This is a genomic window from Streptomyces sp. NPDC048637 (genome assembly GCF_040650675.1).
Taxonomy (GTDB): Bacteria; Actinomycetota; Actinomycetes; order Streptomycetales; family Streptomycetaceae; genus Streptomyces.
In genome coordinates, this window is sequence record NZ_JBEZHQ010000024.1 from 105,640 (window position 1) to 123,682 (window position 18,043).

The following is an 18,043-nucleotide window of genomic DNA, read 5'->3' on the forward strand; positions in this document are numbered from 1 at the left end:
AGTCGCGAGCCCTCCCTCGTGGGGTTGCGGCCGGCCGGCGGCTCAGGAGACGGCGGGTGCCGCCTCGGCCGAGGTGGCCTCCTGCCGCGCCGGTACGACGCGCTCCGCGAGGTGACCGAAGAGCAGCCCGAAGGCACTCCACAGCACCAGTTGGATGGCGAGCGCCGACAGCCGGAACTGCCAGAGCAGTGTGCCGGGGAAGCCCGCGGGCACGTTGTCGTACGCGGGCAGGAACGCATAGGCGAGGCCGATGGCGACCACGAACGCGGCGCCGGCCGCGACCGTGGCGTTCCAGTTGCCCAGCTTCGGAGCCAGCCGCCGGCCGAACAGCGTGGCGGCGACTGCCAGCAGGATGCCGAGCAGCATCATCAGGAAAAACAGGGCGGTGCGGGTCCCGATCGTGTCGGGATCGCCGACGGCCGGGGGATTGGCCGGGTACTTGAGGAACGGTACGAGGTAGACGGCCACCAGCGCCGCGCCGGAGAGCAGCGCCGCCGTGGTGCGGGCACCGAACCGGCCGATCCGCCCCAGGGCGAAGCAGAAGACCAGTGCGGCGATCCCGCCGAGTGCCACGCCGTAGACCAGTACGCCGGTCGCCAGCCCCGCCGTGGACTGCACGCCGCGGCTGACGACCTCCATCCCGTGTTCGTGGCTGTGTGCGTCCTCGAACGCGATGGCGGCGTCCACCTGCGGTTCGCCCAGCAGATAGGCGACGACGAGGGCCAGGAGACCGGCGGCCAGACCGGCGAGCATCCCGCGCACCAAGAGGGTTCTGACGGTGACGGAGTTCATGGGTGCGGGGTCCGATCAGTGGCAGGGGAAGCCGAGAAGGTGGCGCCCGTCGTGGACCCACTCGTGGACGTCCGTACCGGAGAGCAGTGAAGTGGCACCCTGCTCCGCGCCGATGAAGTACAGCAGGACCAGCATCAGGACGCCGATGAACAGCGCCCACGGGGCGATTGCCTTGAGGGGGATCGGAGCCGGGGTGACGGCGCCGCTGGCCGGGGGTGCGATGGTCTGGGCCATGGCAGGACCTCCTGTGCGGGGGAACTCGCGTCCCTGTTCGTTGGAGTGCGTAACGACATGCCGGGTCTGGCTCGCCCGGTCCCGGCCCTGTGGGGCTGGTAAAAAACCGGACATACAGTGGCGCGACCGCGCCGGGATCCCACCGGCTTCCGTCATGTCGTCGTCAATATCATCGGGAAGGTACCGCGAACCGACCCCCCGGCCAAGGCCGCGGAGGGGGCGGAAAGGCGCAGGGCAAGGCGTGCCGCCCGGGCAACTCCCTTGTGCGGGCATGGGGTTGCCGCCCCTGTGGAGCGAGAGAAGAGGACATGACAACTCGGGTGATGTTGGTCTCACCGGCCGCGGGCGATGCCCAGCGTGAGGTGCGCTTCGATGACGACGGCCCGCTGAGTGAGGCCGGGCTGCGCCGTGTCCGGTCCGCCGCCGGGGCGCTGCCGGCCGTCGACCGCACCTTTGCCTCGCCCTCCGTCCGGTGCCGCCGCACGGCCGAGGAGCTGGGGCTGTCGGTGCTGCCCGCGGGGGAGCTGGCGGGCTGTGCGATGGGTGGCTGGCGCGGGCGGACCCTGGCCCAGGTCGCCGACGCCGAGCCGGTCGCGGTGTCCGCCTGGCTCTCGGACCCGGATTTCACCGGGCATGGCGGGGAGTCGCTGCGGCAGCTGTGCGACCGGATCGCGGGCTGGCTGACGCGGATGGCCCTGGACGCCGGCCGGGTGCTGGCCGTCGTCGAACCCGATGTGGTGCGCGCCGCGGCGGTGTGTGCCCTGCGGGTCTCTCCGGACGCGTTCTGGCGGCTGGACGTGCCGCCGCTGACCGTGACCGAGCTGAGCGGCCGGGGCGGGCGCTGGAATCTGGGGCTGGGGCGGGAACTGGGCCGCGGGTGACAGTGGCGCGACGGCAAGACAGTGGCGCGACGGCAAAACTTTAAAATTCACCTGCCCCTTCATCTACACATAAAGGCGACATAAGCGCAGAATAAAGATGCGCGGCCCGATGCCGCGCGGAACGGCCAGACTTGTGAACGAAGGAGGCGAGTCGCATGGCCGACGTCTCACACCACAGGGGAGATCTCGCAGGTCACCCCGACGCTTCTGAGATGCAGGCACGGTATGAGCGGGTGCTCGGCGGGCGTGATGTGGTACTCGTCGACGGACCGGTGCTCCTGGTCGGCCTGTACTGCGCCGTCTCACCGTGGGTTCTCCACTTCGCCGCCGCACAGCCGGCGCTCGTGGCGCACAACCTCATTCTCGGTATCGCGATCGCCCTGATGGCGGTCGGGTTCACCGTGGCCCCTGAGCGGATGTACGGCCTGAGTGGCGCGATGTGCGCGATCGGCGTGTGGATGATCATCTCGCCGTGGATCGTCGGCAGCGCTCCGGACGCCGGCGTGATCTGGAACAACCTCATCATCGGTGTCCTGACCTTCCTGCTCGGTGCCATGTGTGTCGCCGCAGCGTCGAAGAGCCGCCGCGGCACCTGACCGCACTCCCCACGGGGGCGTGAAAAGCCGCCGGCCGCTCGCCTCTGATGGGGGCAAGTGACCGGCGGCTGTGTGTGCGGGGCGGTGCGGCGCGCGGCGCCACGACCTGCCCGGCGGATCAGGGCCTGACAGGCCCTAATGGCGCCGGTCGCGGCCGTTCGCGGAGAGCTGCCCCAGTAGTCCGGCCAGCACCAGCCCGCTCGCCAGGAGCAGGCCGTGGGCCAGCGCGATACCGGCGGCCAGGCTGCCGGCCGCGACGACCGGTGCCAGCCAGGCGAAGCGGTGGTGCAGACGTGGCCGGGCGGGGTGACGTAAGGGCGGACGGGGGCGGGGGCACTGGGCGGCGCCGTGCCGGAACAGCTCGGTGAGCTCACCGAAGGCGCGGTCGTCGTGCGGGGACAGGGACGTCCCTCCTCTCCCGGTCGTGCGGACGGCCGCGCCGTAGAGGCAAGGCGAAGGAGATGTGGCATTGCCCCGCTGATCGCGCGAAGTTAGGGTTGCCTAACCAAGGTGTCAAGGGTGCAGTGCCGCCTGCGTTGTTGTGCCCTGTCACGCCCTGTCCGTAACGCCGTTGACCGGAGAGGTGTCACACCATGTCGCACGAGAACCAGCCATCGGACGAGGCCCAGGGGACCCTGGTCCGGCTCGCCTTCGGAGCGATGGCGACCCATACGGTGGGCGCCGCCGCCCGGCTGGGGATCGTCGATCTGATCGCTGACGGCGCGCGGACCGCGGACGAACTGGCGGCGGAGTGCGCGGCCCACCCGCAGGCCATGGGCCGGTTGTTACGGGCGCTGGCCGGTCTCGGACTGCTCGACGAGCGGTCCGGCGGCACCTTCGCCGTCACCCCGGCCGGCGCACTGCTGCGCCGCGACGGCCACCGGTCGCTGCACTCCTTCGTCCGGATGTTCAGCGACCCCACCATGCTCCGGGCCTGGGAGCGGCTGGACGACAGTGTGCGCACCGGCGAGACCTCCTTCGACGCGGTCTTCGGCAGGGATTTCTTCTGCCACCTCGCCGAACAGCCGCAACTCTCCGCCGACTTCAACGCCGCGATGAGCGAGGGCAGCCGCGACACCGCCGCCCTGCTGCCGTCGGCCTTCGACTTCGGCCGCTTCACGACCGTGGCCGATATCGGGGGCGGTGACGGCACCCTGCTCGCCGCGATCCTGCAGGCCCATCCGTCGCTCGGCGGCATCCTCTTCGACAGCGTGGAGGGCCTCGCCCAGGCCGGCCCGAAGCTGGCGCACGAGGGGCTGGCGGACCGCTGTTCCCTCGTGGCCGGGGACTTCTTCGCCACCGCCCCCGAGGGCGCCGAGGTATATCTCCTCAAGAGCGTGATCCATGACTGGAACGACGCGCAGTGCACGGACATCCTCCGCCACTGCCGGCGGGTCGTCCCCGACGGTGGCCGGCTGCTGATCGTCGAGCCGGTGCTGCCGCCCGTGGTCGATGCATCGGTGTCCGGGGTCGTCTACCTCAGCGACCTCAACATGCTGGTCAACGTCGGCGGCCGGGAGCGCACCCGGGACGAATTCGCGCAGCTGTGCCATGGCGCGGGCTTCGAGGTCCGGACGGTCACCCGGCTCCCGGAGCCCAGCCGCTTCAGCACCATCGAGGCCGCACCGGTGTGAGACGGCGGCGAGTGCCCGTGTGCGGGCGCCGGCGGGCGCCCGCACGCATGCGACAACCCGGCACATTGGGTTAAATCGGTGACATGGGTCTTCCGACTGTGGCCCGCCGCCCCGGAGAGGTAGCGCCCCGTGACCGCTGTACCCGTGGATGATCACGAAGACTTCGCCGACGCCGACCGTGGCTTCATCGCCGCGCTCGACCCGCCCCAGGTCACTGCGGACGACGGCCGGGTGATCTGGGACGCGGAGGCTTACGGATTCCTGGCCGGAAACTGCCCCGACACCGCCAACGAGAGCCTGTGGCGGCAGGGCCGGCTGGTGAGCCGGCAGGGCCTCTACGAGGTCACCGACGGTATCTACCAGGCGCGTGGTCTGGACCTCTCCCATATGACGCTGGTCGAAGGCGACCACGGCGTCATCATCATCGACCCGCTCCTCTCCCTCGAAACCGCCGCCGCGGCCCTGGAGCTCTACCGCAAGTACCGCGGCGACCGGCCGGTCACCGGCCTGATCTACACCCACTCGCACGGTGCGCACTTCGGCGGTGGCCGGGGCGTGCTGCCGCCCGGCCACCACCCCGTGCCGGTGCTCGCCCCGGCCGGCTTCCTGGCGCACGCGGTCAGCGAGGGCGTCTACGCCCGTACGGCGCTGAGACGGCGTGCCGTCTACATGTACGGGGCGGAGCTCCCCAAGGGGCCGGAGGGCCAGATCGGCTGCGGCCTGGGCGCCGGCCGCTCCACCGGCACCATGACCCTCATTCCGCCGACCGTCGACATCACCCGCACCGGCCAGGAGGAGATCGTCGACGGCATTCGCATCGTCTTCCAGCTCACCCCGGGCACCGAGGCACCCGCGGAGATGAACTTCTGCTTCCCGGTGCACCAGGCCCTCTGCCTGGCCGAGAACGCCACCCACACCATGCACAACATCCTGACGCTGTCCGGCGGTGCTGTCCGTGACGCCCGGGCCTGGTCCCACCACCTGGGTGAGGCGCTCGCCCTCTTCGGCGACGAGGCCGAGGTCGCCTTCGCCTCCCACCACTGGCCGACCTGGGGCCAGGACCGCGTCAAGGCCCTGCTGGCCAACCAGCGGGATCTGTACGCCTACCTGCACGACCAGACGCTACGGCTGCTCAACGAGGGGCTCACCGGCGCCGAGATCGCCGAGGAACTGCGGCTGCCGCCGGGCCTGGAGCGGGTCTGGGCCCACCACGGCTACTACGGTTCGCTCAGCCACAACGTCAAGGGGATCTACCAGCGCTACCTGGGCTGGTTCGACGGCAACCCCGCCCATCTGTGGGAGCACCCGCCGGCCGAACAGGCCCGGCGTTATGTGGACACCATGGGCGGCGTCGAGGCCACGGTGGACGCGGGCAAGCGGTACGCCGCCGACGGCGATCTGCGGTTCGCCGCCACCCTTCTCAACCATGCCGTCTTCGCCGCCCCGAAGAACCTCCGCGCCCGCCGCGAACTGGCCCTCGTCTACGAACGGCTGGGCTACGGCAGCGAGAACGGCACCTGGCGCAACGTCTACCTCACCGGCGCCATGGAACTGCGCGGCAGCCTCGCCGAGTCGATGCCGGGCATCGTCCACCCCGACATCGCGATGGCGCTGACCGTCGACCAGTTGATCGACTCGCTCGCTATCCGTGTCGACGGTCCCCGGGCCTGGTCCACCGCGCTCACCCTCGACCTCTACCTCCCCGAAGAGGACCGCACCTGGCAGCTGACGCTCTCCCACGGGGCCCTCACCTACGTCAGTTCGCCCGGTGTCCCCGCCCCGTCCGAGGACCGCACACCGGATCTCACCCTCACCCTCACCAAGCCCCAGCTGCTCGGCCTGCTCACCGGCCAAGGACCGGGAGACGCCGCACAGCACGGCGAGACGGGGGCACTGCAGCAGCTCCTGGGCCTGCTCAGCACGCCGCACCCCACCTTCCCCGTCGTCACGCCCTGACGGAGAACGCGCCGAGCCTGGCCGGCGGCCGTCAACCTCGTGCCCCGGCCCGCTGCCACCGCTGGACCGCCGGACGCCGCGGCTGGGGCAAACTGGGCCGGTGGCGAGCAACATTCCCGAGGAGTCGACCAGCTTCGTCGGCCGGCAGGCCGAACTGCGGCGGATCGACGACGAGTTGACGGAGCACCGGCTGATCACTCTGACCGGCCCCGGTGGTGTGGGCAAGACCCGGATCGCGATCCGGGCCGCGCGTGCGGCGGCGGCCCGGTTTCCCGACGGGGTCTGCTGGGCCGATCTGTGGCCCTTGCAGGGTGACGGACTGCTGGTGGCCAGTGTCTGCGATGCCGTCGGCCTGGCCGACCACACGGCGCGGACCCCGGTGGCCGCGCTGTGCGAATGGCTCTCCGACAAACGGCTGCTGCTGGTGCTGGACTCCTGCGAACACCTCGTCGACGCCTGCCGTGACCTTCTCGGAGACCTGCTGACCGCCGCCCCCGCCGTGACCGTGCTGGTCACCAGCAGACAGCCGCTGGACATCGTCGGCGAGTGGACCACCGAGATCGGCCCACTGCCGTACACCGGCGACAACGACGCCCTGACCCTGTTCACCCAACGGGCCGGCGCCGCGGCCCCCGGACTGCGGCTCACCACCCCGCTGCACGCGCAGGCCGCCGCCGTCATCTGCCGCCGCCTCGAAGGTATCCCGCTGGCCCTGGAGCTGGCCGGCGCCCAGCTGGCGAGCAGCTCCGTCGAGCAGATCGCCGAGCGGCTCACCTCCCGCTTCGACACCCTCGACCCCGCAGACGGACCGGTACGGCTGCCGCGGCACCGCACCCTGCGCTGCGCCATCGGCTGGAGCCATGAGCTGTGCGCACCGCTGGAACGGCTGCTGTGGGCCCGGCTGTCCGTCTTCCGCGGCACCTTCGACGAGGACTCCGCCAGTGCCGTGTGCGCCGGGGGGCCGCTCACCGGACCAGGGGTACGCAGCACACTGGCCGCCCTGGCCGCCAAATCGGTGCTCACCCGTGAGGGCACGCGCTTCCGCATGCTCGACACCCTGCGCGAGTACGGCCGGATGTGGCTGGCCGAACTGGACGAGGTGACCGCCCTCGCCGACCGCCACGCCGCGCACTTCGCCGACTTCGGCCGCCGCGCCGAGCTGGGCTGGCTGGGCCCCGAACAGGTCAGCTGGTACCGCCGGGTCGCCGACTCCCATGTCGACCTGTGCACCGCACTGGACCACCTCCTGGTCACCGACCCGCAACGCGCCCAGGAACTCAGCGCCTCGATCGGCCTCTTCTGGAGCTGCTGCGGCCATCTGCACGAGGCCCGCGACTACGTGGCCCGCGCCCTCGCCGCGCACCCGGCCCCGAGTCCGGCCCGCACCCGGGCGCTGTGGGCGCTCGGCGTCGCCGTACTGCTCCAGGGCGATCTGGCGCTGGCCGACGCCCTGGGCCTGGAGTGTGCCCGCGCGGCACGGGCGGCAGACGACGCGGAGGCGGTGCTGGCGGCCGGCTACCTCATCGGCCTCACCCATCTGATCGCCGGCCGCCCGATGTCCGCACACACCGTCGCGGAACAGGTGCTGGGCCCGCCGCCGTACGACCCGTTCGACTCTCCCGGGCGGCTGCGCTGCCAGCTCGTACAGATCTTTGCGCTCACCGGCCTGGGCGAACTCGCCCGCGCCCGGGCCGAGGCGACCGCACTGCGCCGCGGCTGTGTGGAGCGCGGCGAATACTGGACCCGCTCCTACACCGACTACCAGCTCTCCCTGATCTCGCTGTTCCAGGGCCGCCCCGAGGAATCGGCGGACCACGCCCGCGCGATGCTCGCGGCCAAGCAGGGCATCGGCGACAAATTCGGGATCGCGCTCGGCCTGGATCTGCTCGCGGCCGCGGTCGCGGCCCAGGGCGACGGTGCCGCGGCCGCCCGCGTCTACGGAAGCGGCCAGGCCATCTGGCGCACCGTCGGACATCCGCAGCGCGGCACCCCGGAACTGCGCGCCGTACGCGAGGAGTGCGAGCAGCGGGCCCGCGCGGCGATCGGCGACGAGGCGTACACGGAGCTCTTCCTCCGGGCCAGCGAGGAACGCCCGGGGACCTCGCTCGGCAGAATCCTGGCGGGCGACCTGTGACCTGTGGCCTGTGACTTGTGACCGGCGGCGCCCCTCCCGGTTCGCCCCTAGGGATCGCCGGCCAGGTTGTACAGCAGCTCGTAGGCGGTGCTGATCATTTGGCAGGTACGGCCGCGGCGGGTGGCCAGCGCGACCAGGCCGGTGTGCGACGCCGGGTGGTAGCCGAGGAACGCCTGCTGGCCGAAGGTCGCCCCGACATGGAAGAGCAGCGGCCCGCGCGCGGCGGGGTGCTGATACCACGTCAGGGTATGGGTGTCGCGCTTCCGCCAGCCGCGGCGCAGCAGCGGCACCTGGACATCGCGCAGCGGCCGGGCCAGTGGTGTGTCGTCGGGGGAGAGGTGCGCTTCGAGATAGGTGAGCAGATCGCCGGGGGTGGCGCGGACCGACCCGGCGGCGATGAAGGCTCCCATGTCGGCGCTGCGCACCGGCGTCACCCCGTTCGTCCGGTGGCCGATGGCGTCGGTGCCGGTGGTGCCGGGGCCCAGGGTCGTGTCGGTGAGTTTGAGGGGGTTCAGCACCCGGTCGGTGAGCAGCGCGGGGTAACCGGCGCCCGCCGCACGGGACATGGCCGGGCCGAGCAGCGCCAGCCCGAAATTGGAGTAACGCCAGCGGGTGCCCGGTACGTTCCGCGGCCGGGTCCGGGCGAAGGTGCGCAGCAGACGCTCCGTGTCGTAGCGGGCATAGCCGTTGGCGTACGGGTGCACCAGTGCACCGGCGATCAGATCGGCGGGGATCCGCGGCAGCCCGGAGGTGTGGGTGGCCAGATGCCACAGGGTGATCCGGCGTGAGTACGGATGCGGCAGCGGCAGATCCGGCAGATGGGCGGCGAGCGGATCGTCCAGGGACAGCACACCCGCTCGGGCGAGATCGGCGAGCAGCAGCACGGTGAAGGTCTTGGACAGCGACCCCAGCTCATAGCGCAGGGCATGACGGGGGGTGGGCGGTGCCATGGCCGAACCGCCGGTCATCACGGTCCGCCGGCCGCGCCGGGTGACGGCCAGCACGATGTCCGGGGCATCGATCAGGGTGACCGCGTCCGCAAGACGGTCGGCGAGCGCGGGTCCGGGGCGGTCGGGGCTCATCCGACGGCGGACATGGCCCGGGAAGTGGCCATCGCGGAGGCGAACGCGGCGACCAGGGTGGGGTGGTGGACCAGGTCGAAGACCCGCGCCGCGTCGCCCTGCGGCATCCGGCGCTGGATGGGCATCGCGCCGGTGGCCGACTGTGCGGCGGCGTACCGCTCCCACAGCTCCGCGTCCAGGGTGGGCCGCGGCAGACAGGCGTCGACGACGAGGAGTTCGCCGAGCAGATCCCAGTGTTCGAGGTCCGCCCAGTCCTCCATCCAGGCGGGCAGGTAGCACGCCAGGTAGTCGGCGATGGCCGGCGGGATGCGCTCGGGGGCCTCGCCCCAGTTGGTGAGGTGGAAGACGGTGTGGGTGAGGTCGTAGGCGATGTGCAGCTGCACCGTCCACGGCTCCGGCAGCTGCCCCAGCCAGGTGCGCGCCACCGCCTCGTCGAAGTTGCTGCTGGGCGGCAGGCCGAGCTTGCGTTCCGCGTTGAGCACACCGAGCCGCCGGTTGGGCATCATCTCCAGCGCCGTCCAGGTGGTGGTGCGCCGGCACACCTCCAGCGCGGACTCCAGCCCCGGATGACGGTGGCCCAGTTCGTGGAAGGTCGCATAGACCTCCAGGGGCACCGGGGAGATCGGCTCGTCGTGCTGCAGCCTGGCCAGGACGTTGCCGCCGTCCAGCAGCTCCCGCCAGGTGAAGTCCAGCAGCTGCCCGGCCCGCGCCTTCTGCCGGGAGCCCGCCACACCCTCCCGGAACAGCACCTGCATATTGAGCGCCAGCTCCCCGATGGGCTTGAGCCGCTCGACGACCGCGCCGTTGTTGGCGAAGTCGTCGGGGGTCAGCCGGAAGTGCTCACGGTGGTCGTCGAGCCAGGTCAGGGCCCGGTCGCCGACACTGTGCAGCAGGGCGGGGGATGCGGCCGTCACGGTCACGGGGCAGTCTCGCTTTCGCAGGGGGTCCGCCCGCCCGCCAACGCCGCGTTCCCGGCCGGGGCACCGGCCTCGGCCTCGTCGGAGGCGATACGGGCGAGGGTGGCGGCGAACGCGGTCACCAGGGTGGAGTGGTAGCAGGCCGTGAACGCCTCGGCCCGGTCGCCCGTGGACGGTGCGGCACCCAGCTCGGGCACACTGCCGTCGGCCGCCTGCGCACCGGCCAGCCGCTGCCAGGCCACCGCCTCGTGGGGAGCCGCGGGCAGACAGGCCGTCACGGCCAGCAACTCGCCCACCAGGTCCCACAGTTGTTCCTCCAGCCAGTTCTCCAGCCAGGAGGGGACCCACAGCCGCAGGTAGTCGGCGAGTTCGGGGGACACCCGCTGCCGGTTGCGCCCCCAGTCGGTGAGGTGGAAGACGTCATGGGTGATGCCGTAAGCCGCCTTGCGGTCCAGCGCCCAGGGCTCCGGCAGCCGGCCGAGACCGGTCAAGGCGAGCACGGCACCGAAGTCGGCGTGCCGGCGCAGGCCGATCCGCCGCTCCGCGTTGAGCACGCCGAGCGTACGGGTGTGGTCCTCGCGGGCCACCCGCCAGCCGCGCAGCCGCGTCGTGGTCTGCGTCAGCGCATCGGCCTCGGCATGGCGCAGCCCGGCCTGGGCGAAGACGCCGTAGAGCTCCACCGGATAGGTGGCGAACGGCTCACCGCGGATCAGCTCGGCGAACAGCTCACCGTCGCGGGTCTCGTTCCAGGCGAACGCGAAGAGACCGCGGGCCGTCTGCCGGATGTCGTCCCGCGGGTGCAGTTCTCCGATCAGCTGGGTCAGTTCGGCCAGCTCACCGAGTGGTTTGAGGGTCAGATTGGGATCGGCGTCCGTGGTCACGTTCGGGGGCAGGCGGAAGAAGGGGCGCGCCTCGTCCAGCCACCCCAGGCTGTCGCGGACCATCCGGTCCAACAGCCCGGGGTCGCCCCGGTCCCCGGTCACCAACCCCGTCCGTAGAAGCGCTGGGCGGCCACGACATGCAGCGTCACCCGGGGATCACCACCACCCATTTGGCGGACGAACGCCAGCCCGCTGTCGAGCCCCAGGGTCTGGGGTGCCTCGGGCAGCCGGGCCAGCCAGCGGCCCAGACCGGCCGCCTGCAGCCAGTCCCGGCGGCGTACCGCCCGGACGAAGCCGCGGGCCAGATCGTCGGTGCGGGTGGCCAGCTGCTCGGCAAGACCGGGCGACAGCCCGGGCAGGGCGAGCGCGGCAAGCTGGGACACCCGATGAGAAAGCTTGGGCCATGGGTCGTGGTCGACCCATCCGGCCGCGGCCTCGGGCGGCGGCGGCCAGTGCTGTGCGCTTCCGGGGAGAAACGCATGCGAGGCCTCGACCAGGCCCCGGTAGCTCCACACCGAGACCTCCGAGGCATCCGCTCCCGGCGGATAGGCCGTGAGCGCCTGCCGGACCACCGCTTCGTCGTCCGCGCCGACGGGCGCCCCGAGGTGGTCCATTGCGTACGGCGCGAGTGCGTCGGCGCCGAGCACCCGGAGGGCGGCCGGGCTCAGTGCGTCACTCTGCCGCAAAATGCCGGACAACGCATAAGGGTCGCCCTCACCCCGCAGGGCGAGGGCGACCCCGGTTGCGGCATCGGCAATCACAGCGCTCAGCGGGACTGCTCCCTGCGTCTGTTCAGCCAACGCTTTCCCCTCAGCCTTAGCGAATGTCAGTCTTGGGCCGGGGGGTGGGCGGCGAGATCAGGAGCAGCGCGGCCAGCAGCAGCGCACCTCCACACTCGCGGGTATCGCGGAAAACACCGTCGGCCTCGGCGGGTTCAAGCAGTCCCTCGACCTCGGCGGCCAGGGCAGCCGTCTCGACCGGCGCTGTGCGATCCGTAACCATGCGATCAACTCCTTCGACGAATGGGATACCAGATTCACATCGGCATAATTCGGGCGCAAGGGGAGAAATGGGGTAAATCGCAATCTTTTGGGTGGGGGTGATGGATGTTCAGCAGGGCCGTGGGCTCTCAACTCTCTTGATATGTAAAGCAGATGGCGAGGTGTCGGGCCGGGCAGGCGGGGGTATGACGCGACCGCGCCAGGAGTGCGAATGATGCGCTGATGGCGGAGCGAACTGCTCTGTTCGGATGCACCCACGCTGCACGGATGGCCCCCCGCGGAAGGCGTCCGGGAGGGCCCGGCGGGACGGAAGCGGGCCCCTCCCGGCGCCTCCCGGCCCCCCTCCCGGCACCCTCGCTCCGGTCGTCGGCCGGCGGCCTCCCGTCCGCCGCGACCGTCGCGACCGCCGACCGAGTGGCGCCCCGTACCGCCTCGCGATCCCTCCGCCGCCCGCGAGGCCCCCTCTGCCCCGGCCGACCGGCACCGCTCCGGATCCACCCCGCCGGAACCCGGAACAAAGGGGTAAAATTGGTTGAAATCAAGCAAGTAAATGTCCCGGTGGGAGTGGGTGTCCCGTGGGAAGAATCGCTGCTGAGGACGGCGCCCGGGCCGCGCCCGGCCCGGGGCCGCGCCGTGCGCCGCAGCCGCACCGTGAGCCGCAGCCGCACCGTGCGCCGGGGCCGCGCCCTGCGCCGGGGCCGCGCTACAAATGGGTCGCCCTGTCGAACACGACCCTGGGTGTGCTGATCGCCACCATCAATATGTCGGTCATGCTCATCGCGCTGCCCGACATCTTCCGGGGTATCGGGGTGGACCCGCTCCAGCCGGGCAACACCGGGCTGCTGCTGTGGCTGATCATGAGCTACCTGGTCGTGACCGCCGTGCTGGTGGTCAGCTTCGGCAGGCTCGGCGACATGTACGGCCGAACCCGGATGTACAACCTGGGCTTCGCCGTCTTCACCGTCTTCTCCGTGCTGCTGTCGGTTACCTGGCAGCACGGCACGGCCGGCGCCCTCTGGCTGATCGCCATGCGGGTCCTGCAGGGCGTCGGCGGCGCGATGCTGATGGCGAACTCCAACGCGATCCTCACGGACGCCTTTCCCGCCCGGCAGCGCGGCCTCGCCCTCGGCCTGAACCAGGTCGCGGGCATCACCGGATCGTTCGTCGGGCTGGTGCTCGGCGGGCTGCTCGGGCCCGTCAACTGGCGGCTCGTCTTCCTGGTGCCGGTGCCGTTCGGGGTGTTCGGCACGGTCTGGGCCTATCTGAAGCTGCGGGACACCGGCATCCGCACCCCGGCCCGGCCCGACTGGTGGGGCAACCTCACCTTCGCGGCCGGCCTGATCGCCGTGCTCGCGGGGATCACCTACGGCATCCAGCCCTACGGCGGACACACCATGGGCTGGAGCAACCCCGCCGTCCTCACCACGATGGCGGGCGGCGTGCTGCTGCTGGCCGTCTTCTGTGTCGTCGAGACCAGGGTCCCGGCGCCGATGTTCCGGCTCGGGCTCTTCCGGATCCGCGCGTTCACCGCGGGCAATCTCGCCAGTCTGCTCGCCTCACTCGGCCGTGGCGGCCTGATGTTCCTCCTCATCATCTGGCTGCAGGGCATCTGGCTGCCCCGGCACGGCTACGGCTTCACCGAGACACCGCTGTGGGCCGGCATCTACATGCTGCCGCTGACGCTGGGCTTCCTGGTGGCGGGGCCGGTCTCCGGATGGGCGTCGGACCGGTTCGGGGCACGGACCTTCGCCACCGGCGGGATGCTGCTCGCGGCCGGTACGTTCACGGCGCTGCAGGCCCTCCCGGTCGACTTCGGCTACCCGGGCTTTGCGCTGATCCTGCTGCTCAACGGCATCGGCATGGGCCTGTTCGCGGCCCCCAACCGCGCCGCCGTCATGAACAGCCTGCCGCCGGACCAGCGCGGGGTGGGCGCCGGCATCAGCACCACCTTCCAGAACTCGGCCATGGTGCTGTCCATCGGGATCTTCTTCTCCCTGATGATCGCGGGCCTGGCCGGGACCCTGCCCCGCGACCTCACCAGCGGCCTGACCGCCCAGGGTGTCCCGGTGGCCGATGCCGCCAGGGTCGCCGCACTGCCACCGGTGGGCGTGCTGTTCGCCTCCCTGCTGGGCTACAACCCGGTCCAGACCCTCCTCGGACCCCAGGTACTCGACCGGCTCCCGCCCGATCGTGCCGCGTATCTGACCGGCCGGGACTTCTTCCCCCAGCTGATCTCCCAGCCGTTCTCCGACGGCCTGGCCGTCGCCTTCGGCTTCGCCACCGCGGCCTGCCTGATCGCCGCCGTCGCCTCGCTGCTGCGCGGCGGACGGTACGTCCATGACGACGCCCGGCCCTGCACGGAGGCGCGGCAGGCACCGGCACCCGTCACGGCGGGGGTGGCCGGGAAACCAGGGTCCGCGACCTCCGACGGACCCGGCACGGCCCCCGGTACCGGCCCGCCCACCGGCATCGGCCCGCCCACCAGTACCGGCCCGCCCACCAGTACCGGCCCGCCCACCAGTACGGGCCCGCCCACCGGCACCGACACCGGCGTCGCGAGGGTTACCGGCGCGGCGAACGGCACCGGCGTGCCGCCACCCCCGCCACCCCCGCCACCTCCGCCCCCCAGGAGCCCTTGATGGAGCTGCCCGACACCCCGGCCGAGCAGTCGCTGTCCTCCCGGACCGAACCGCCGGAGCTGGCCGGGCGGCTGCGCGCGGTGCTCCAGCAACTGCTGCCGCTGATCCGCGGCCGGAGCCCGCACCGCGACCTCACCCCCAGCCGCACGGCCGCCCTCGCGGCGCTCGCCGCCCACGGCCCGATGCGCATCAGTGAACTCGCCGCACGGATGAACATCGCGCTGTCCACCACCTCCCGCATGGTGGATCTGCTCGACCATTGCGGCTGGATCGCCCGCCGCCCCGACCCCGCGGACCAGCGCGCCAGCCTGATCAGCCTCAACGAGGACGGGCTGGCGCTGCTGCGCGCCGTACGCCGGGAAACCACCGGCCTGCTCGCCGAGCGCATCGGCCGGCTGGCCCCCGACCGGCAGCGGCTGCTGTACGACGCGCTCCCGGCGCTGGAAGAAATGGTCGAGTGGACACCGCCCCCGGCCGGCCCGCCGAGCCGCGGCCCGGCGGCCGGCGCCACCGACCCCGCGCCCTGACACCCCGTCGCTCCGCTCCGGCAGCCCCCGACCGCGGCAAGGACCGTACGGGGACGGCGGGCAGTAACGGACCGTCCCGGCCACACCCCAGCCGGCCGCGTCACCAGCCTCTCCGATCAGCACACCTGAGGCCGGTCCGACCCTGACCCATCGGACAGGCCCTAGAGTGCGGGGGTGCCGACGTACAGCATTGGTCAGGCAGCGGGGCTGCTGGGTGTGAGCGCGGAGACGGTCCGCCGCTGGGCCGATGGCGGTCAGCTGCGGATGGAACGGGACGGCGCGGGAAACCGGGTGCTCGACGGGGTGAGCCTGGCGGCGTTCGCCAAGGAGCGCGCGGCGGGCCTGCATCCGGTGCCGGGCGAGGTGCTGACCTCCGTACGGAACTCGTTCGCGGGGATCGTCACCCGGGTGACCCTCGACGAGGTGATCGCCCAGGTCGAGATCCAGTCCGGACCGCACCGGCTGGTGTCCGTGGTCAGCCGGGAGGCGGTCGAGGAACTGGGGATCGAGGTCGGGGTGACCGCCACGGCCCGGGTGAAGTCGACCCATGTACATGTCGACCTGCCGGACGCCCGTCGTTGAGCCGCCCGTCGTTGAGCCGCCCGTCGGGGCGCCGACCGGGCCGCCCGGCCCCGCCGCGCGCGCCGTTCAGCGGCAGAGCAGCGCCGCCTGCAGATCCAGTTTGTGCTCGAGCCGGGACAGATCGCGGCCGGTGAGCGACTCGATGCGCTGGATGCGGTAGTGCACCGAGTTCACATGCAGCTGCAGTGCCGCGGCCGTCCGTGCCCAGGACCCGTGATGCGTGAGGAAGACCTCCAGCGTCCCCAGGAGCATCCGGTGCGAGCCGCCACCGCGCGACAGCGGACCCAGCACCCGGCTGCTGAAGGCCGTACGGACCTCCGCGGGAACCCCGGCGAGCAGGGCACCCAGGGTGCTGAGGTCCTCGACGGCGGTCACCCGGGCCCGGTCCGGGGCCTGCGCACGGGCCGCCTTCAGGGCATAACGCGCCTGTTGCAGCGCGGAGTTGAGGTCTTCGGGGGCACGCACCGGGCCGCTGATCCCGGCGTGCAGTGGTGTCTGCGCGCGGTGGGCGTACAGCGTCGGCCACAGGTCGCCGGGTGACAGCCGCCGCTCGGCGTCGGGGTCCGCGGGGACCAGGGCGACCGCCTCGCCGTCCGGGAGCCGCCCGGCGACGAGCGGCTCACCGGGGGAGCGCCGCAGCGCGTCCGCCAGCGCACTCACCGCCTGCCCGCTCTCCTCGCCGACCGTCGTCGCCACCACCACCCGGTACGGACCGGAAGTGGGCAGCCCGCAGGCGCGCAGCGCGGCATCGAGCGCCGCACCCTCGGCCGGGCCGGCCGAGGCGAGCGCCACCAACGCGTCCGCCGCCGGACATCCGGCGGCCTGCGGTATGCCGCCCCCGCTCTCCGACAGTCCGTCAGGACCGGTGGCGCGCCCGCCCGGATCGCCCCGCCGGCGCTGGTTCACCGCCTCCGTGACGGTACGGAACGTGGTGTGCGCGGGCACCGCGACCAGCGCGATGCCGTGCGCACGGCAGGACTCGACCAGATCGTCCGGGACCTTGCCATGGGTCTCCTCGGCGGCCAACAGCGCGGCGGCGCCCGCGGAGTGCAGCGCCGAGACAAAGCGGTCGGCCTTCCTGCGGCCGTCGTCGGGTGTCCACCACTCCAGTCCGCTCAGCACCAGCTCGTCCGGCCGCGGACACGGCGCCGGATCCTCGTGGTCGGTGGCGGTGACACCACTGATGTCCCGTGCGAGCGCGGGGCCCTCGCCCCACAGCAGGGTCAGATCGAGCGGGTTGAGCTGGAGGAGATCGTGGACGTGCATGTGCTGGCTCCTTGGGCGGCTGCCGGGGACGGTCCGGCATCTCACATTCACCAGGCTAATGCGAGTTCCAGCATGGTAAATGCCAGATGATCCGGGCCATAGTCCTCTTGGTTGATTCTCCAGGCCTCGGGTCGGGGAAGGGGTGTTTCCCACAAGGTGCGGCCGGTACCCGACGGCACACTGCCTCGCCCCACCCCGTACCGGATCTGCCGCCTTCTTGACTCCTCTTGCCTCACACCAGCGAGGCAAGAATGCATAGCAGGGTGGCATCCGTGGTTCGGGGGCGGGCCGGTCGGGCATCGCACGGAGGCAGTCGTCGCGTGGATCGCCTCAAGGAGGTCTCGAATGAGCGGACCCGGCCCGCTATCCCGCACCACCGCCGTACGCCCGATGCCCGGGGGTGCCGTCCCTGCCGGCCAGCGGCGCTTTCTGATCCGCGGTCAGCTGCGGCGTCCGCTGGCGCTGACCGTCGCGGAACTGCGGGAGCGCTGGCCGCAGCGGCGGGCCGAGGTGGTCTTCGACTGCGCCACGAACGGGCCGCAGCACCACACCTTCGAGGGGCCCCTGCTGCGGGAGGTCATCCAGGCGGCGGGCCCGGCCTTCGACGCCCGGCGGCGCAAGGACCGCTCCCGCTATCTGCTGGCGGTCACGGGCGGGGACGGGCACCACGCCGTGCTGTCCTGGGCGGAGCTCGACGCCGACTTCGGCGATGCGCCGGTCCTGCTGGCCACGGCCATGGACGGGCGTGCCCTCGACGAGGCGGGCAGTCAGCTCGTGGTGCCCTCCGACCGCTGCGGGGCGCGCTACATCAGCGCCCTGACCGGCATCTGGTTCGGGACCTGTGTGCCGCCCGAGCTGTCGCCAGAACTGTCCCCTGCTGATCAGGTGGACAGATACTGACCCCTCGTCAGCCCGGGGGTT

General features: G+C 71.9%; 17 protein-coding genes and 1 riboswitch. Of the genes, 9 read left to right on the forward strand and 8 right to left on the reverse strand.

The window, feature by feature from the left end; translation table 11 throughout:
• Positions 1-42: 42 nt before the first annotated feature.
• Positions 43-792: a CbtA family protein gene (locus AB0C46_RS26685; RefSeq protein WP_362830804.1), complete on the reverse strand. Its 750-nt coding sequence runs from the start codon at positions 790-792 to the stop codon at positions 43-45.
• A 15-nt stretch (positions 793-807) separates the two neighbouring features.
• Positions 808-1,026: a CbtB-domain containing protein gene (locus AB0C46_RS26690; RefSeq protein ID WP_362830806.1), complete on the reverse strand. Its 219-nt coding sequence runs from the start codon at positions 1,024-1,026 to the stop codon at positions 808-810.
• 64 nt (positions 1,027-1,090) lie between these two features.
• Positions 1,091-1,177, reverse strand: a riboswitch (cobalamin riboswitch).
• A gap of 157 nt (positions 1,178-1,334) precedes the next feature.
• On the opposite strand from AB0C46_RS26690, the gene AB0C46_RS26695 reads away from it, so the two are divergent.
• The 5 genes from AB0C46_RS26695 to AB0C46_RS26715 all read left to right on the forward strand — a co-directional run bounded on the left by AB0C46_RS26695 (position 1,335) and on the right by AB0C46_RS26715 (position 8,227).
• Entirely contained in the window at positions 1,335-1,907 is a 573-nt protein-coding gene (locus AB0C46_RS26695) for a histidine phosphatase family protein (RefSeq protein WP_362830807.1), read from the forward strand.
• A gap of 155 nt (positions 1,908-2,062) precedes the next feature.
• Positions 2,063-2,503 carry an SPW repeat protein gene (locus AB0C46_RS26700; RefSeq protein WP_362830808.1) on the forward strand — a complete coding sequence of 147 codons (441 nt, stop codon included), beginning with the start codon at positions 2,063-2,065 and terminating at the stop codon, positions 2,501-2,503.
• A 593-nt stretch (positions 2,504-3,096) separates the two neighbouring features.
• On the forward strand, positions 3,097-4,137 hold the full coding sequence (locus AB0C46_RS26705) for a methyltransferase (RefSeq protein ID WP_362830809.1): 1,041 nt from the start codon (positions 3,097-3,099) through the stop codon (positions 4,135-4,137).
• 129 nt (positions 4,138-4,266) lie between these two features.
• A complete protein-coding gene (locus AB0C46_RS26710; RefSeq protein WP_362830810.1) occupies positions 4,267-6,093 on the forward strand; it encodes an alkyl sulfatase dimerization domain-containing protein in 1,827 nt (608 codons plus the stop codon).
• A gap of 100 nt (positions 6,094-6,193) precedes the next feature.
• A complete protein-coding gene (locus tag AB0C46_RS26715) occupies positions 6,194-8,227 on the forward strand; it encodes an NB-ARC domain-containing protein (protein ID WP_362830812.1) in 2,034 nt (677 codons plus the stop codon).
• Between the two features lie 47 nt (positions 8,228-8,274).
• Here the strand turns inward: AB0C46_RS26715 and AB0C46_RS26720 are convergent, their stop codons facing one another.
• The 5 genes from AB0C46_RS26720 to AB0C46_RS26740 are packed head-to-tail and all read right to left on the reverse strand — an operon-like array spanning position 8,275 to position 12,109.
• Positions 8,275-9,309, reverse strand: a complete 1,035-nt coding sequence (locus tag AB0C46_RS26720; protein ID WP_362830813.1) for a serine hydrolase domain-containing protein — start codon at positions 9,307-9,309, stop codon at positions 8,275-8,277.
• Positions 9,306-10,229: a hypothetical protein gene (locus AB0C46_RS26725; protein ID WP_362830815.1), complete on the reverse strand. Its 924-nt coding sequence runs from the start codon at positions 10,227-10,229 to the stop codon at positions 9,306-9,308. Before AB0C46_RS26725 ends, AB0C46_RS26720 begins: the two co-directional genes overlap by 4 nt.
• The gene (locus tag AB0C46_RS26730; RefSeq protein WP_362830816.1) at positions 10,226-11,209 is read right to left on the reverse strand and encodes a hypothetical protein; all 984 of its coding nucleotides are present in this window, start codon (positions 11,207-11,209) and stop codon (positions 10,226-10,228) included. The genes AB0C46_RS26725 and AB0C46_RS26730 overlap by 4 nt, the downstream gene beginning before the upstream one ends.
• Positions 11,206-11,907, reverse strand: a complete 702-nt coding sequence (locus tag AB0C46_RS26735; RefSeq protein WP_362830817.1) for a hypothetical protein — start codon at positions 11,905-11,907, stop codon at positions 11,206-11,208. The genes AB0C46_RS26730 and AB0C46_RS26735 overlap by 4 nt, the downstream gene beginning before the upstream one ends.
• A 16-nt stretch (positions 11,908-11,923) precedes the next feature.
• On the reverse strand, positions 11,924-12,109 hold the full coding sequence (locus AB0C46_RS26740; protein WP_042152426.1) for a hypothetical protein: 186 nt from the start codon (positions 12,107-12,109) through the stop codon (positions 11,924-11,926).
• A 718-nt stretch (positions 12,110-12,827) separates the two neighbouring features.
• Here AB0C46_RS26740 and AB0C46_RS26745 point away from each other — a divergent pair.
• The 3 genes from AB0C46_RS26745 (at position 12,828) to AB0C46_RS26755 (ending at position 15,856) form a co-directional block, all read left to right on the forward strand.
• A complete protein-coding gene (locus AB0C46_RS26745) occupies positions 12,828-14,747 on the forward strand; it encodes an MFS transporter (protein ID WP_362830854.1) in 1,920 nt (639 codons plus the stop codon).
• The gene (locus tag AB0C46_RS26750; protein ID WP_362830818.1) at positions 14,747-15,274 is read left to right on the forward strand and encodes a MarR family transcriptional regulator; all 528 of its coding nucleotides are present in this window, start codon (positions 14,747-14,749) and stop codon (positions 15,272-15,274) included. Before AB0C46_RS26745 ends, AB0C46_RS26750 begins: the two co-directional genes overlap by 1 nt.
• Positions 15,275-15,448: 174 nt before the next feature.
• Entirely contained in the window at positions 15,449-15,856 is a 408-nt protein-coding gene (locus AB0C46_RS26755) for a TOBE domain-containing protein (RefSeq protein WP_362830820.1), read from the forward strand.
• A 66-nt stretch (positions 15,857-15,922) separates the two neighbouring features.
• On the opposite strand, the gene AB0C46_RS26760 is transcribed toward AB0C46_RS26755, so the two are convergent.
• A complete protein-coding gene (locus tag AB0C46_RS26760; RefSeq protein ID WP_362830821.1) occupies positions 15,923-17,122 on the reverse strand; it encodes a helix-turn-helix domain-containing protein in 1,200 nt (399 codons plus the stop codon).
• 345 nt (positions 17,123-17,467) lie between these two features.
• On the opposite strand from AB0C46_RS26760, the gene AB0C46_RS26765 reads away from it, so the two are divergent.
• The gene (locus tag AB0C46_RS26765) at positions 17,468-18,022 is read left to right on the forward strand and encodes a molybdopterin-dependent oxidoreductase (RefSeq protein WP_362830822.1); all 555 of its coding nucleotides are present in this window, start codon (positions 17,468-17,470) and stop codon (positions 18,020-18,022) included.
• Positions 18,023-18,043 lie beyond the last annotated feature (21 nt).

Bases quoted from the DNA above. Each gene is read 5' to 3' on its own strand.
- AB0C46_RS26705 (WP_362830809.1), top strand. From the start codon at position 3,097: ATGTCGCACGAGAACCAGCCATCGGACGAGGCCCAGGGGACCCTGGTC.
- AB0C46_RS26750 (WP_362830818.1), top strand. From the start codon at position 14,747: ATGGAGCTGCCCGACACCCCGGCCGAGCAGTCGCTGTCCTCCCGGACC.
- AB0C46_RS26700 (WP_362830808.1), top strand. From the start codon at position 2,063: ATGGCCGACGTCTCACACCACAGGGGAGATCTCGCAGGTCACCCCGAC.
- AB0C46_RS26740 (WP_042152426.1), bottom strand. From the start codon at position 12,109: ATGGTTACGGATCGCACAGCGCCGGTCGAGACGGCTGCCCTGGCCGCC.
- AB0C46_RS26720 (WP_362830813.1), bottom strand. From the start codon at position 9,309: ATGAGCCCCGACCGCCCCGGACCCGCGCTCGCCGACCGTCTTGCGGAC.
- AB0C46_RS26685 (WP_362830804.1), bottom strand. From the start codon at position 792: ATGAACTCCGTCACCGTCAGAACCCTCTTGGTGCGCGGGATGCTCGCC.
- AB0C46_RS26760 (WP_362830821.1), bottom strand. From the start codon at position 17,122: ATGCACGTCCACGATCTCCTCCAGCTCAACCCGCTCGATCTGACCCTG.
- AB0C46_RS26690 (WP_362830806.1), bottom strand. From the start codon at position 1,026: ATGGCCCAGACCATCGCACCCCCGGCCAGCGGCGCCGTCACCCCGGCT.
- AB0C46_RS26695 (WP_362830807.1), top strand. From the start codon at position 1,335: ATGACAACTCGGGTGATGTTGGTCTCACCGGCCGCGGGCGATGCCCAG.
- AB0C46_RS26765 (WP_362830822.1), top strand. From the start codon at position 17,468: ATGAGCGGACCCGGCCCGCTATCCCGCACCACCGCCGTACGCCCGATG.